Source organism: Paenibacillus swuensis (genome assembly GCF_001644605.1).
Lineage (GTDB): Bacteria > Bacillota > Bacilli > Paenibacillales > DY6 > Paenibacillus_N > Paenibacillus_N swuensis.
The window spans coordinates 4,835,641-4,852,205 of the sequence record NZ_CP011388.1 but is presented as its reverse complement, the minus strand read 5'-3'; the positions used below and the strand labels follow the sequence as shown (position 1 = coordinate 4,852,205).

At 50.3% G+C, this 16,565-nt stretch carries 6 protein-coding genes; 5 read left to right on the top strand and 1 reads right to left on the bottom strand.

Annotation, left to right across the window (positions count from 1 at the left end):
* The first annotated feature begins 57 nt into the window (after positions 1–57).
* Together SY83_RS21820 and SY83_RS21815 are read left to right on the top strand one after the other, a co-directional pair.
* Entirely contained in the window at positions 58–6,729 is a 6,672-nt protein-coding gene (locus SY83_RS21820) for a sugar-binding protein (protein ID WP_068610407.1), read from the top strand.
* 178 nt (positions 6,730–6,907) lie between these two features.
* Entirely contained in the window at positions 6,908–10,780 is a 3,873-nt protein-coding gene (locus SY83_RS21815; protein WP_068610405.1) for a sugar-binding protein, read from the top strand.
* Here the strand turns inward: SY83_RS21815 and SY83_RS21810 are convergent.
* Positions 10,707–11,591 (bottom strand): helix-turn-helix domain-containing protein, encoded by an 885-nt coding sequence (locus SY83_RS21810; RefSeq protein WP_082882684.1) that lies wholly within the window; start codon positions 11,589–11,591, stop codon positions 10,707–10,709. The genes SY83_RS21815 and SY83_RS21810 overlap by 74 nt on opposite strands.
* A 140-nt stretch (positions 11,592–11,731) precedes the next feature.
* Between SY83_RS21810 and SY83_RS21805 the strand changes: the two genes are divergently transcribed.
* The 3 genes from SY83_RS21805 to SY83_RS21795 all read left to right on the top strand — a co-directional run bounded on the left by SY83_RS21805 (position 11,732) and on the right by SY83_RS21795 (position 16,535).
* Positions 11,732–13,708: an alpha-amylase family protein gene (locus tag SY83_RS21805; protein WP_068611291.1), complete on the top strand. Its 1,977-nt coding sequence runs from the start codon at positions 11,732–11,734 to the stop codon at positions 13,706–13,708.
* A 194-nt stretch (positions 13,709–13,902) separates the two neighbouring features.
* The gene (locus SY83_RS21800; protein WP_068610403.1) at positions 13,903–15,273 is read left to right on the top strand and encodes an aspartate aminotransferase family protein; all 1,371 of its coding nucleotides are present in this window, start codon (positions 13,903–13,905) and stop codon (positions 15,271–15,273) included.
* The gene (locus SY83_RS21795) at positions 15,270–16,535 is read left to right on the top strand and encodes a M20 family metallo-hydrolase (protein ID WP_068610401.1); all 1,266 of its coding nucleotides are present in this window, start codon (positions 15,270–15,272) and stop codon (positions 16,533–16,535) included. Before SY83_RS21800 ends, SY83_RS21795 begins: the two co-directional genes overlap by 4 nt.
* Positions 16,536–16,565 lie beyond the last annotated feature (30 nt).

Genomic DNA, 16,565 nt, shown 5'->3' with positions numbered 1-16,565 from the left:
ATATAAACCTGTGTGTATGCGTTTACAATTAAAGAAATTTAGGTGGAGGGTTCGATCATGAGAAAGTTTATGAGTGTTTTCCTGTCATTTGCAATGGTCTTTACGTTTGTTTCCGGCCTCATCTCATCCCCTGCTGTAACACATGCTGCCGAATATGGAGCGGATCAATATGAATGGGGCAACGTTCCGATCGGCGGCGGAGGATACGTTACCGGGATGGTGATTCATCCGGTTGAGGAAAATTTGATGTATGCTCGAACGGATGTCGGCGGCGCCTTCCGTTGGGACGCAGCTAAGCAACGTTGGGATCAGATGCTGTCGTTTCTTGGTCCGGCCGACCAGAATCTGTATTCAGTAGACGGCATTGCGCTTTCTAAGACTAACCCTGATATTGTATATGTCGCACTGGGGGGTTATCTGGGGGGGACAGGCAGCGATGTCTACAAGTCGATGGACCGCGGCGAGACCTGGCACAAGACAAATCTGAACAAGTTTAACCTCGGCGGCGATCAGGCGAACTTCGACGGCAACGAGCGTGTCATCGGGGAAAGCTTGGCGGTTGATCCTAACAATGAGGATATCGTTTATGCGGGCACACGAAACGACGGTCTGTGGGTAAGCCACGACGGCGCGGCAACCTGGAAGCAAGTTCCGATCGAGAGTGTACCAACTGGACCCGAAAATCGGGGTATACGCAACATTGTATTTGATCCGAACAGTTCGGCAGGAGACAGCAAGACTGCGGTCATCTATGTTGGGGTTCAAGGTGCAGGTATATACAAAACAGAAGATGCAGGCGCAACATGGAATTTAATGACCGGTAGTCCCGTTAAACCCAAGAGAATGAATCTTACGGCAGCAGGTGAAATGTATGTTGTTGCAGGCGGCACGCAATGGGGCGGAAATCCGGTCGTGGACGCTAATGACGGAATATTTGTTTATCGTAATGGAAGCTGGACGAACATCTCGCCAATGGCCGGCAAAGCTTATGGGGGCATCGGTGTAGATCCTGAAGACTCCAATTTCCTGGTAACGAATGAGTTCCATACCAGAACGTTCTACATATCAAAGGATGGCGGGGAGTCATGGGAGAACGCCACACGCGATTTTATTCAACACAAGACGATCCCCTGGTGGCAGGACTATCAATTTAATACGTTGACGAATCAGATTGAATTCGATCCGCATAACGGTTCCGTGTGGTTTACCGGCGGCTTCGGCGTCTGGGAGTCGAAGAACATTCATGATGACAAGGTAGACTGGTATACACGCGTTGACGGTATAGAAGAAACCGTCGCCATGGATGTTATTTCTACACCGAAGATGAAGTTGATTGCTGCGGTAGCGGATGTTAACGGATTTGCTTATGAGAATATTTATGAATATCCCGAACAACCTTTCAATGCTACCGCACCGGGAATGCCCGGATGCTCCACCATTGATTTCAGCGAACAACACCCGGAGTTTGTCGCTTGTAATGGCGGTTATTCAACCGACGGCGGACATAACTGGAAGACATTCACCAGTTGGCCGTTTGAATCCGGCGGACGGATGACGGTTTCGGCGGAGATCCAGGAGAACGGCCTGCCTGTTCTTGTGTTTCTTCCTATTAATGATATCCCGTACCGTTCCACCGATATGGGCAAAACTTGGGTGAAAGCGAGCGCGCCTGACAGCAAAGCGATGCGCAGTGTCTGGGAAAATCGCGGAGATCTTATCGTGTCAGATCGGAATGAAGGGAACAAATTTTACCTCTATGATAAATTTACCGGTAAACTGTTTCGCTCGGATAATGCAGGAGCAGCGTGGTCGGAAGTTAACGCTGACCTGCCGGTCATCGGCCAATGGCAATGGGTGTTAACCGCTACGGTGAAAGGCAAGCCCGGATTTGTATGGGTAAGCGCTGACAGTGAAAATTCCGGGGCCTACGTTTCAACCGACTATGGTCAAACCTTCACGAAAATGCCGAATATCGACAGAGTGCGTAATTTCACATTCGGCAAGCATGCACCGGGGAAGGCCGATCCGGCATTGTACCTAAGAGGAATCATCGATGGTGTTGAAGGATTTTTTCGCTCCGATGATTTTGGAACCAGCTGGATACGGATTAATGATGACAGTCAACGTTTCGGTGTTGAGATGAGCATGATGGTTGGAGACCCGAATGTGTTCGGGAAAATCTACATGGGCACGAACAACACAGGCATCTTGTTTGGCCAAATCAAGGGCACGGACGACGCTCCGCCGGTGATCGAGTTAGACCAGAGCAGCACAAGTACGGTTATGGACGCGACTTATGCGGTTCGGGATGAACAGTTCGCCATTACAGGCCGAATGAATGAGCCTGGGACCGTGTTTGTGAACGATGGAGAAAAGATCGTCAACGCAGATGATCTTGCATTTCAAGACGAGGTTACCCTGCAAGCAGGCATGAACGAGATTAAGGTAAGCGGTCAGGATAACGCTGTCGATCTGACAGGCGCGCCAATCCCGAATACGTCAAAACCTATTATTCTAAACGTTCTTCATGACCCAGATTACGTGGGCGTTACTCTCGATCAAAAGGAATTATATGTAAATACACCTGATATTGTGATTTCAGGAAAGGTGAACGTGGCGGGAACCCTTACGGTGAATGGGGAAACTGCAACTTTAAAGGATGATCTTACCTTTTCCCATCCTGTAACATTGGTCCCGGGTGACAATGCAGTTAATGTGCAAGCGACAGATTCAGAAGGACATACTTCCAAAGTTTATACGGTCAATGCCGTGTATGATACGGATCCGCCCATCATCACAGTACAGGAGAGCGAGACTGCAACCGATACGATCTATGTATTGAGGGGTACCGTGAGTGAAGCCGCTAACGTTAAAGTAAACGGCCAATTGGCGCAATTGAGCGAAGCGCTTTCCTTCTCTTCATTTCAAAAGTTGGCTGAGGGGGATAACGTCTTTACGATTGAAGCAACGGACCTGGCTGGCAATGTTAGCAGTAAGAATGTAACGGTAACGTATGTCGAGAATACGGAACCGGAAGAAGTCGGTCTCGGCACTGTGAGACAGACAGTCAGTCCCGTCATGATTGACGGTAAGATCGATGAAGGAATGTGGAAACTGAGCCATACGCTGACGAAGCAGGATGAAGGTGTGGACAATAATGCCGTAAAGTTCGGCACATTATGGGACAAGGAGAATCTCTACGTAGCCGTTAGAGTATATGACAACGAACTTGTTCAGGATTCGACCAATTATTATGAGGACGATTCCGTCGAAATCTATCTCGATGCTAATAATAGCAAGGACGGGCCGTACGGCACGGATAGCCGTCAAATCACGATCGGTTACAACCGCGCCGAGCTTAGCACATCGCAGAAGAGAGACGGGCTAGTCAGCGCCATTCAGTCCATCGAAGGCGGTTATTCCGTTGAACTGGCCGTACCCTGGTCTAACTTGGGCATTACGCCGGCATCGGATATGAAGATCGGTTTCGATGTTGCAAACAATGACGACGATAACGACGCTTCAAGGGACGGCGTTCTGTTCTGGGATGGGAACGGGAACAACTGGCAAGATAATACAAACTTCGGGGAATTGACGCTTTCATCCGAAAGAATCGGCGGCAACGGTATGTACGTGACCCGCTACATTTCGGAAGAAGCACCTGTGTCGGATGGTCATTTATCTGAGGCAGTTTGGAATCCAACTGGAAGCCTCTTTAAGGGCACAAGCGGTGTAAACGATAATGCCGTGAAGTTCGATGCAGTATGGGACGATGAAAATCTGTATGTGGCTGCCAGCGTCTTGGATAATCACATTATGAAGGATTCCAATGAAATCTATATGGACGATTCGATTGAAGTCTATATCGATGGCAATAACAGCAAGAACGGGGCTTACGATGCGTTCGACCGGCAAGTGACCGTCGGTATTCAGAGGGACGGGATCTCGTCTCAGAATCCGGTTGGCATGACAGGCGCCGCAGTGGAAATCCCGAGCGGGTATTCGATTGAACTGACCATCCCATGGTCTAACCTGGGAATCAAGCCCGAGCCCGGCTTGAAGATTGGATTCGATGTAGGGAACAACGATGATGATAACGGAGGTCAAAGGGAAGGTGTGAACATGTGGCACGGCACAGATAACAACTGGCAGGATACAACGAACTTCGGGACCTTGTTTCTGGATGGCGACATCACGGATGTACCGGTGCCAGTTAAACATACGGTGACCGTGATAGACGAGGCAGAGGAATTTAACAAGATTTACAGCAGCACAGGCAATCTGTATATTGCCGACTGGAATGCCGATGTATTCGGTGATGCGGAACGATTCAGTCCGCTTCATGCACATCCGGAAGAAGAGTATAGCGTCGTCTATTCCACTTACGGCTATCCATTGAGCAAGTTCAGCATGCAGGCAACACGTTCATCAGGTTCTACGGAGGGTCCGTACAAAATTTCCGTTTCTCCGGACGGCAAGCAATATCATATGCTGTCACCGTCCATCACGGTGCTCGGTTATCCGGACAATCAGGAGTTAGCTGAATATAAAGTTTCAGAAATGCCTGAAGGGATGAACTTCTTGAAGATTGCCTTTCCAAAGCGCGTAGATGAAACACAAGTAGACGGTGCATGGGATATGCATATCTTGGAGGTTTCTTACGCGTACGAACGGTATAATGCGGCCCCGGTCATGAGTAACACCACGGTTGAAGTTAGAGACCGAACCGTTACAGGATCTGTGTATGCAACGGATGCGGATGGCGATGCTCTGACATACAAGTTGAAGCAGATGCCGCTGCACGGTGATATTCAATTGACGGATAACGGTCAGTGGACATATACACCTGTATTGGATTATCGGGGAGAAGACTCATTCGTGGTTGAGGTTTCGGACTCGCTGGGCGCTACCGCTGAAGCGACGATCGCTTTAACTGTTATACCGCCTGGTCAGCTAAATCGGGCACCTGTCGCTAACGATCTTTCTGTAATAACAAAGAAAAACCTGCCGGTGCAAGGTCAAGTACAGGCAACGGACGAAGATGATAACCAGCTTACTTATTCCGTGGAACAAGCGGCTGTCAACGGAACTGTGGAATTTCATGCGCTTGGCGAATGGACATACACGCCGAACTCTAATTACACGGGCCCAGACGTGTTCAAAGTCAAGGTAGCAGACGGGGCCGGCGGTAGTGCGATCGCTACCGTTACGGTCACCGTGGAAGACCTTGATGACGGTGGCAACGGTAATGGTAATGGTAATGGTAATGGTAATGGCAATGGAAACGGTAATGGAAACGGTAATGGTAACGGTAACGGTAACGGTAACGGTAACGGTAATGGCAATGGCAATGGCAATGGCAATGGCAATGGCACTGGTACAGGTACTGGTACTGGCACTGGTAATGGTAATGGTAATGGTAATGGTAATGGTAATGGTAATGGCACTGGTACAGGTACAGGTACAGGTACAGGTACAGGTACAGGTACAGGTACAGGTACAGGTACAGGTACTGGTACTGGCACTGGCACTGGAAACGGTAATAGCAATGGCACTGGTAATGGTGGAGAATCTATCGTCACGAACGGCACGATTAAGGTTACCCCTAAATCGTTGCCCGACGGTTCGATGAAGGCGGAAATCGGCGAAGAAGAGATCAGCCGGGCGCTGGGATCCATTAGCGACAAGACACTAATAATCGATGTACAACTACCAGTTGCATCCTCGGGAAATGGAAGAGCTGTTATTGCGTTACCGCTCCAGGCTCTTATTAAGGCAGGAAGCAGCGTTCAGGACGTCGCTGTCCGTTCGGGAGATGTAACTGTAACATTTTCCACGCAAACGAAAGCAGATATCCTGAAACCCGATTCGAAGCAAGCAGAAATCACGATTTCCCGAATCGATGCAAGCGCATTGCCAGGAAACGTGAAGAATCAGGTACAAGGAAAGCCCGTGTACGATGTTAATTTGTCGGTAGACGGGGAGCGGCTGAGCAACTTCTCCCGGAAAGCGGTCGCCGTTGAGATCGCATACAAATTGGAAACTGGAGAAAAACCTCATCTGATCGTCATTTACTATATCTCTGAAGAAGGGAAACTAGAGGTCGTCAAGAATGCGAAATACGACAGACAAACGGAAAAGATTCGTTACAGCCCAGAGCATTCCGGCATGTATGCCGTTGCTAAAGGCGTTACTTCTTTCTCAGACCTGAATCGTTCGGAATGGGCGCGGACAGGGATTGAGGCGCTGGAGGCAAGATCAATCATCAGCGGCACCGGAAACGGTGACTTCCAGCCGAATCGGGGTATCACAAGGGTGGAATTTCTTCAACTGTTACTGAGCGCTCTAGATCTCATTGACGAACAAGCAACGACTACTTTTGGCGATGTTCCGGCAAACGCCTGGTTCAAGCAAGCAGTCGCATCAGCCGAGAAGCTCGGAATCGCCAAAGGCAAGTATGGAAATTTTGGAGTCAACGAAATGATTACAAGGGAAGATATGGCAGTCATGTTACATCGCGCGATGCAAGCCTCTGAACAGAAATTGACATCAAACGCCGGGGTAACAGCATTCGACGACCAGCAATCCGTTGCTGGCTATGCGGCCGATGCTGTCCGTGCATTGGGTAACGCTGGAATGATCAGGGGTTATCCAGACGGCAATTTTAAGCCGAAGGAGCAGACGACTAGGGCGCAAGCCGCATCAGTGATCTATGCCGTACTAGAGTAGAGGGTTACAGAATCCGCTGGCCGGTTCAAGGTATATTGCCGGCCAGCGTCATTCTTCAACGGAACAATGGTTGTCAGTCGACTTACAGTTTCTCTGCATTTTTAATCTACGAAGGAGGTGAGGGGAAGGTAAAAGCACGGAGGTTCCAATAACATCTAAATCTAGAGGAGGTAATAAAATGAAGAAGCTTTCAAGTATTTGTTTGGTTGTTTCCATGTTGTTAACGTTGATCGGCGGACTCTTGGCAGCTCCCCAAGTGTCGTCCGCAGCTGTCAACGGTGCAGATCAATACGAGTGGGGCAACGTTCCGGTGGGCGGCGGCGGATACGTGACAGGAATCGTGATTCATCCCGTGGAACCGGATTTGATGTATGCCCGTACGGACGTTGGCGGTGCTTTCCGTTGGGATGCGGATGAGCAACAGTGGCATCAGATGCTGTCATTTCTCGGTCCTGACCAGGTTAACTTATATTCAGTAGACGGCATCGCGCTCTCGAAGACTAATCCCAATGTTGTGTACGTAGCGCTTGGCGGATATCAGGGGCAACCCGGAAGCGATGTTTACAAATCAACGGACCGGGGAGAAACGTGGCAAAAAACGAATTTAAATAAAATTAATTACGGCGGCGACCAGGTAATCCCCAACGGCAATGAACGCGTTAACGGTGAAAGTCTGGCGGTCGACCCCAATAATGATCAAATCATTTACGCAGGTACGCGACTTGACGGATTATGGGTCAGCAAGAATGGAGCTGTGAACTGGACGCAAATTCCTACGTCAAGCGTACCCGCAGGAAGCCCGAACCGCGGCATTCGTAACATTGTATTTGACCCCAACAGCCCCGTCGTAAATGGTCAGACGACGGTCATGTATATAGGTGTTCAAGGACAAGGAATATACAAGACGGTAAATGCAGGTGCGTCATGGCAGCTCATGGCGGGCAGTCCGATTAAGCCAAAGCGAATACAATTGGCGTCGGACGGGAGCATATACGTTGCTGCCGGCGGCACGGAATGGGGATTCGGGAACCAAGTCGTTGACGCTAGTGACGGCATCTTTGTGTTCCGGAACGGCAACTGGTCCAACATTTCACCGATGCCGGGAGAGAAGTACGGGGCCATCGGCGTAGACCCGGATGATCCGAATTTTCTTATTGTAACCGAATTCAAAACCGAAGAGAGAACATTTTACGTTTCTAAGAACGGCGGGGCGTCGTGGAGTGATGTCACGAACAAGCACATTCAGAACAGAACGGTACCTTGGTGGCAAGATTGGGCCTTTAATATGTTGACGAATCAAATCGAATTCGATCCCCACAACGGTTCGGTATGGTTCACCGGCGGTTTTGGCGTATGGGAAACGAAAGAAATCCACGCCGATACGGTGAACTGGTACACGCGTGTTAACGGTATTGAGGAAACGGTAGCCGTGGATCTCATTGCGACATCGAAGACGAAGTTGATAGCCGCAGTAGCGGATGTGAATGGATTCGCTTATGAAAATCTTACGGAATTTCCGGTTAAGCCATTTAATGCCGATGTACCTGGCATGCCGCATTGTAACACCATTGATTTTAGTGAAGCGAATCCGGATTTCGTCGCATGTAACGGCGGATATTCAACGGACGGAGGCCGTGCGTGGCAAAAGTTCGAAAGCTGGCCGTTCGCGGACGGGGGGAGAATTGCGGTTTCTGCCGACGTAAAGGCGAATGGAATGCCTGTCCTTGTATACCTCCCGGTCAATGATATTCCCTATCGTTCGACCGATATGGGAAAGACTTGGGTGAAAACGACAGCGCCAGCGAGTCAAGCTATGCGAAGCGTCTGGGAGAATCGCGGGGATCAATTGGTTTCCGATCGCAATGTAGGCGATAAATTCTATTTATACGATAAATTCTCCGGTAAATTGTTCCGCTCGGATAATTCCGGAGCACAGTGGTCCGAAGTAAATGCCAGCCTGCCGGTAATCGGTCAATGGAATTGGGTGTTGGTATCAACGATTAAGGGCAAACCCGGTTATGTATGGGTAAGCGCAGACGTAGCCGGCGGCGGTGCTTATTTATCCACGAATTATGGCAACACGTTCACGAAGGTACCCAATATTGATCGGGTTCGCAACTTTACCTACGGTAAGCACGCACCGGGGACAACCGTACCTGCACTGTACGTAAGAGGTGTAATCAATGGCGTCGAGGGGTTCTTCCGCTCCGATAACGGGGGTACGAGCTGGATTCGAATTAATAATGACAGCAACAAGCTCGGTATTGATATGCACACGATCGTCGGGGATCCGAATGTATATGGGAAAGTGTATTTGGCTACAAGCAATACAGGAATCATGTATGGACAGATCATTGGCACGAACGACTCACCCGAGAATACGATCAAGCAGACGGTCAGTCCCGTTATCGTTGACGGTGTCGTTAATGAAGGGATGTGGCAGCTTCAACACACCTTAACTAAGCTAAGTGAAGGTGTGAACACGAATGTCGTTAAGTTCGACACACTGTGGGACGATGAGTACCTGTATGCGGCAGTCAAGGTATACGACAAGCATCTCGTTAGAGATTCGTCCGATTATTACCATGACGATTCCGTAGAAATCTACATCGATGCGGATAACAGTAAGGAAGGGGCATACGGCACGGACAGCCGGCAGATTTCCGTCACGTTCGATCAAAGCGCACCACATACAGCTCAAAATAGTAACGGCATCATCACTGCTGTAAGTGCGGTACAAGGCGGATACACGTTCGAAATGGCCGTGCCTTGGTCGAATCTGGGCATCACTCCCCAATCCGGTCACAAGATCGGGTTCGATGTCGCGAACAATGAGGATGCTAACGGCGCAAATCGAGATGGCGTGCTGTTATGGAACGGCGATGGGAACAACTGGCAAAGTAATGCGAACTTTGGAGAATTGACACTTACTTCTGAGCGTATCGGCAACAAGGGAGAATATTTGTCCCATTATATTTCAGGAGGGGCACCGGTCTCGAACGGTCTGTTAACGGAGCCGGTATGGAATCTAGCCGGCAGCATCGGTAAGGTGACAAGCGGTTTGAATGATAATGCAGTAACTTTCGACGCGGTATGGGACGACCAGAACCTGTACGTCGCAGCCAGTGTCATGGACCACGCAGTAATCAAGGATTCAACTGAGGTTTATATGGATGATTCGATCGAAATCTATATCGACGGGAATTACAGCAAGAACGGTGCATACGATGCATTTGATCGACAAATAACCATTGGCGCGCTAGGAAGCGGCATCGTGACATCACATCCTTCGGCAGGTATCACTGGAGGTGCGTCCCAAGTTTCCGGTGGATATACAATCGAATTGACTGTGCCCTGGATAAATTTGGGGATACAACCGGAAGACGGCATGCGTATCGGGCTGGATATCGGGAACAACGATGATGATACGGGGGTTGCCCGGGAAGGTGTTCGGATGTGGAACGGAACCGACAGCAATTGGCAAGACACGTCGAAATTCGGAACCTTGTACCTGGACGGCAACGTGTCTGTGAACGATGATGCGGACGATTTCAGTAAGACGTTTAGCACAACCGGCAATTTATATATCTCTGATTGGAATGCGGATGTCTTTGGCGATCCGAGACGGTTTAGCCCATTACATGCGAACACGGCAGAGGAATACGCCGTCGTATATGCAACGAACGGACATCCTTTGACGCATTTCAGTATGCTTGCAACACGAGGAGCAGCCGTTACGAATGGGCCCTACCGGATATATGTGTCTGCAAATAATACGCAATATACAGAGGTAACGCCAACGATCAAGGTGCTTGGATACCCGGGAAACCAGGAACTTGCCGAGTATACAATGTCAGACCTGCCCGCAGGCATGCATTATATAAAAATTGTGTATCCAAAACGTGTGAATGCACAGCAATTGGATAACGGTTTGGATCTGCACATTCTCAAAGTCTCCTATGGTATGAAAAATAGATTTAGACAAACCCCGTCCGGGATTTACGATACTGCAGAGGTGTGGTGCCGGTCGTCTGGCGGAACAGCCGGATAAAGTAATTGGCATTCTCAAAACCGAGTTGCTCTGCGATCTGCTGAACGTTGGCCGTTGAATTCACGAGCAGTTCCTTCCCTTCATTGATACGGAGATGATGGGCGAATTGAAGCGGACTCATGCCTGTATGCTGCTTCATACAGCGTGCCAGATAGTCGAAACGAAAGCTAAGTTCCTTCTCCATCTGGTCGGCTTTAAACGGTTCATATCTGTGGCGGCGGATGTAGTCGGTCGTTAAATCAGCTATTGCGCGGGATCTGACCGGTGTGCGCGGCATTGCGGCAGCTTGTAGACGGGACAACAGAATAGTGAACAGACTCTGCAATTCTAGCGCGCTATCCACAGACATTACGTTGTGCAACCGGTACATATCATCCAAAATTGGAAGAATTGGCCCCAGATCAATACGCCCGTACTTAGGCACGTACATCAGCTGTTCCGTCGGACGCAAGTCATGGTCTGTGCCCTGTTTAAAAATATACTTCCATGAAATGTCCTCGGCGGGGACGGTTCGGAGCGGTTTGTCATGGAGGAAATGGAACCAGTACAGCTCTGTACTTTCGCCGCAAGGACGTTGTCCCCAATGAGTTTTTCCCGGTTCTAGCACGAGTATGTCCCCGGCCTCGAGTTCATAGGGCTTATCGTTTTCTGTCATGAAGAAGCGACCTTGTTTAATGAGTAGTACGTCGTAAACGTCGAAATTTCGTTCAAAATGCTGCATATCCGCGCTCCAAAAGGAATGGCCTACGGTTATCAGTTGGGGCAACGGGTGGATGGGAAGTTCAAGGCAATCGATCAGAATCGCTCTCATCTCCTTTCCTCTCTATTGTACATGAGTTTCTAGCATCAAGTCGATAATGTGCGATTTCTGTACGGAATTGTTTCTACTCATGGTCAAGATGTCCGAGTATGATGGAGGTATTCATTGAAAAAGGGAGAGGATTCTTGTATATGAGATTCAGGCAAATTCATCTAGATTTTCACACTTCCGAAGCCATTGCGAACATCGGAGAGCAGTTCAATAAGGATCATTTCCAGGCCATGCTCCAAGCTGGTCATGTTGACTCGATCACCGTTTTTGCCAAATGCCATCATGGATGGGCGTACCACCCGACCGAGAACAATGAAATGCACCCCGGGCTTTCCTTTGATCTTCTCGGCGCCATGATCGAGGCAGCCCATGAGATCGATGTGAAGACACCCGTTTATATATCGGCAGGTCTTGATGAAAAGCTGGCTCGCCGGCAACCGGATTGGCTAATTCGGGATATGGACGATCGGACAAATTGGGTGAGCGGGTTTATGACACCGGGGTATCATCAATTCTGCTTCAATACGCCATATCTGGATATTCTGATTAGTCAGATTGAGGAAGTAGTTAGCCGTTACGACGCTAACGGGGTTTTCCTGGATATAGTAGGCATAAGGAACTGTTACTGTCAGTATTGTGTCGCTTCCGTTCGACAGGAAGGCAGCGATCCTCGGGATTCTGAAGCGATGGTACGCGTCTGGGAACGCACTTATGCGAATTATACGGATCGGGTGCGCCGTGCGGTAGACAAGCACAAGCCAGGGCTGAACGTATTCCATAACGGCGGACATATCCGCCGAGGCCGCAGAGACCTTGCAGACATGAATACGCATCTTGAACTGGAGTCATTGCCTACAGGGGGATGGGGCTATGATCACTTCCCATTATCCGCTAGGTATGCGCAGCAGCTCGGCTTGGACCTCCTCGGCATGACAGGCAAGTTTCATACGACCTGGGGCGAGTTCGGCGGGTATAAACACCCGAACGCGCTCAGGTACGAAACAGCGCTCTGTCTTGCGAACGGTTCCCGTTGTTCCATAGGTGATCAACTGCACCCGAACGGCTATATGGATCCGGCTACGTACGAACTGATCGGGATGGCATATGCGGAGGTGCAAGCGAAGGAAGCATGGTGCGCGGATGTTACGAACGTAGCCGACGTTGCGCTGCTGTCACTTGAAGCAACGGTTCCCCCAAGTGGTTCTGATCATGAGCAACGTACATTTAACGCGGACGCGGGAGCCGTTCGCATTCTGCTGGAAGGAAAGGTTCTGTTCGATGTTGTGGACAAGTACTCTAACTTTAATATGTACAAGGTACTTATCTTACCGGATGGTGTGGCACTTGAAGGAGATCTTCTGGTAAAAGTGGAAGATTTCCTTTCAGGCGGCGGCAAGGTACTGGCAACCGGGCGTTCCGGGCTGAACGGTGAAGGCAATCAGTTCGCGATCGATCTTGGTGTCCGCTGGCTAGCCGAGAATTCGTATCAACCGGATTATTATCGGCCAAGTACCGATCAAGGTTATATACGGGATGCCTCTTATGTTATGTATGGCATAGGACAACGGATTCAACTGACAGAGAGCGGATCCGAGCTGGGACACCGGGAAGATCCCTATTTTAACCGAGAAATATTCACGTTCTGTTCGCATCTTCACACACCGAGCCGTTTGAATGACGGAGGTCCTGCCGTTGTAGAAAGCGTTAGCGGCATTTATATGGCTTGGGATGTGTTCGAAGATTACGCCATCAAGGGGAGCTTGATCCTCAGGGAGATGGTGATGGATGCGCTCAACCGTCTACTTCAGGACAAGAAGACGCTCCGCACCTCGCTTCCGGCTCAGGGGATTACAACGCTGCAACGACAGGGCGCTAAGAACCGCTACATTCACCACTTGCTCTACGCTTCCCCTGTTAGAAGGGGAACTGACATTGAGGTTATCGAGGATATTGTACCGTTGTACAATATTCAATCCCATATTCGTGTGAATGAACCAATCAAGCGAATATATACGGCTCCGAACCTGTCTGAGATCACGTTCGAGCAGATGGACGGAGTTGTAACCTACAGTTTGCCGCAGCTTGAATGTCACCAAATGGTTGTTCTGGAATATTAAAGTTAACTTTATATCCTCTTTCAAACAGCATGGAGTGTAATTTCTCCATGCTATTTCCTCTTCCGCCATATCTTCTCCGGGTAGATCTTTCACACAACGATTCTTGAAACAGGTACTTAGCCATATCTATGAATAATGGGGATGGCTGGGCTAATCCGGGCACCTCTCTTCCAACCGGGAAGGGGCTGTGAACAATGAATGATTTAAATGCTGATCCTAAAGCCGAATGGCTCAAAAAAGACCGTACATATCTCTGGCATCATATTTCACCCCATAACGATAACCCGATCATCTTTGTCTCCGGTGAAGGCGCCTGGTTGACGGATGCCGACGGGAACAGGTATTTCGACGGCATGTCCGGATTGTGGTGCGTGAATGTGGGACACGGCCGGGAGGAGATTGCCCAAGCGGCCGCCAAGCAGATGACGACGTTGGCTTATACTCCGCTGACCCAGTCTCATGTTCCGGCGATCGAACTTGCGGCGAAGATCAATGATTGGTTGGACGGAGAGTACCGGATCTTCTTCTCGAATTCCGGCTCCGATGCGAATGAAGTGGCCTTTAAGATTGCGCGGCAATATCACCGCCAGAACGGCAAGCTCGGCAAACATAAGTTTATCTCGAGGTATCGCGCCTATCACGGTAACTCCATGGGAGCCTTAGGCGCGACAGGTCAAGCTCAGCGAAAACTGAAGTATGAGCCGCTGGGAATCGGGTTCAGCCATGTGCCGCCGCCTTATTGTTACCGGTGTCCGTTCGGACAACAAGCGGACTCTTGCCGGTTAGAATGCGCCCAAGCGTTTGAGGATGCGATCATTGGGGAAGGAGCCGACTCCGTGGCCGCCGTGATCATGGAGCCTGTCATCACAGGCGGAGGAATGATTGTCCCGCCGGACAGCTATTTGCCGAGAATTCGCAGCATATGCGACAAATACGATGTGCTGCTCATCATGGATGAGGTTATCTGCGGATTCGGCAGATCCGGACAACGATTCGGGCATCTGAATTATGGGGTTCGTCCTGATATCGTCACGATGGCCAAAGGCATGACAAGCGCCTATTCGCCTTTGTCGGCTACAGCCGTCTCCGCGGAGCTTTATGCATGTTTCAAGATCCCCGGCGGCGACAATCACTTCCGCCATGTTAATACGTTCGGCGGCAATCCGGTTTCCTGTGCGGTGGCGCTTGAAAACATTAATATATTGGAGCGGGAAGAACTTGTGAGCCGCTCAGCGCAGATCGGGACCCAATTGCAGACTCTGCTCTCGCCGCTTAGGGAGCACCCGAATGTAGGGGATATCCGTTTTTTTGGGTCTGCAGTGGGGATCGAGCTGGTGGATGACCCAATCAGCAAGACGCCTGCACGGTCAGATCGGGTTGCCGGTATCATTGCCGCATGCTTCAGCAAGGGGTTGCTCATCGGTAAGAACGGAGATACGGTGCCAGGATTCATGAATATCCTTACATTATGCCCGCCGTTCATAACGACAGATGATGAGCTTGACTATATTGCGAGCGTGCTTTCTGAAGTATTCTTCGGAATCTCAGAGGAGGATGCGTCATGAGTAAAGCGGGGGTCCTAACGATTCAAGCGGAACGGTTGCAACGAAGAATAATGGAGCTTGCCGAGATCGGCAAGATCGGGGATACCGGTGTCTGCCGTTTGGCTCTGACGCCCGAGGACAAGCAAGGGGTGGAACGGGTTCGGCAATGGATGGAAGAAGCGGGACTGGAGACGAGAATCGATCCTTTTGCCAATCTGATCGGGACCTGGAAGTGCGAACAACCCCAGCAACCCGTTCTCATGCTAGGCTCGCATATCGACTCGCAGCCTTACGGGGGACGCTATGACGGCGTGATCGGCGTACTCGGAGCGATAGAAGCGGTGCAGACGCTGAAGGAAGAAAGGTTTACGCCCGAGCGGGACATGGAGGTGGTCGCCTTTTGCGATGAAGAAGGGAGTAGGTTCAATAAAGGGTTGTTCGGCGCTCGGGGCATGGTAGGCAGGCTGGAAGAGGGCGAACTTGCGCGCACGGACCGAAACAGCATATCGCGGCGGGAGGCGCTGGTGGCATTTGGATGCCAACTGGAAGAAATCGAGGTCTACCAATATGAAGAGGGGCGGATCGGCGCTTACCTGGAGCTTCATATTGAACAAGGGCCTATTCTAGATTCCATGGGGGAACCGGTCGGGATCGTTAGCGGCATATCCGGGCCGTTGTGGTGGACCGTTGAGATGACGGGCTTTGCGGGTCACGCGGGTTCCGTACCCATGCATATGCGTCAGGACGCTTTACTCGGGGCTGCCAAGGTCATTGTCGCTCTGAATGAACTGGTTACGGCTGTTCCCGGCGCCCCGACGGTAGGAACGGTCGGTCAGCTGACCGTCTTCCCGGACTCGCGCAATATTATCCCGGAGAAGGTGTCTTTCACCGTGGATTTACGGGATATGGATTTGGAACGCCGTAACCTGTATGAGGCGCAATTACGAGCCGCATTGGAGGCAATTACCGCTCTTCACGGTCTAACTTATGAGATCCGCGAAGATACCAACAGCGAACCGCGATATTGTGCGGAAGCGATCCGCAGCGTGATAAGAAGCCAAGCGGAAGATATGCAACTTACCCCGCCTGAACTGATGAGCGGCCCTTTTCATGATGCGTTGACGATGTCTTATGTGTGCGATTACGGCATGATTTTTGTCCGATGTAAACAAGGGATTTCGCATAATCCGGCAGAGTACGCTTCCCCGGAAGATATTTCGCTGGGCGTGGAGTTGCTGTACCGTACCGCCAAGTTTATGGCCGTTTCGAATCCAGAGGCGTGATGTGCAAACGACTGTCAGCCTGTTATAAGG

Excerpts from the sequence above, each read along its gene's own strand:
- SY83_RS21810 (WP_082882684.1), bottom strand. The coding sequence starts at position 11,591 with ATGAGAGCGATTCTGATCGATTGCCTTGAACTTCCCATCCACCCGTTG.
- SY83_RS21815 (WP_068610405.1), top strand. The coding sequence starts at position 6,908 with ATGAAGAAGCTTTCAAGTATTTGTTTGGTTGTTTCCATGTTGTTAACG.
- SY83_RS21805 (WP_068611291.1), top strand. The coding sequence starts at position 11,732 with ATGAGATTCAGGCAAATTCATCTAGATTTTCACACTTCCGAAGCCATT.
- SY83_RS21820 (WP_068610407.1), top strand. The coding sequence starts at position 58 with ATGAGAAAGTTTATGAGTGTTTTCCTGTCATTTGCAATGGTCTTTACG.
- SY83_RS21800 (WP_068610403.1), top strand. The coding sequence starts at position 13,903 with ATGAATGATTTAAATGCTGATCCTAAAGCCGAATGGCTCAAAAAAGAC.
- SY83_RS21795 (WP_068610401.1), top strand. The coding sequence starts at position 15,270 with ATGAGTAAAGCGGGGGTCCTAACGATTCAAGCGGAACGGTTGCAACGA.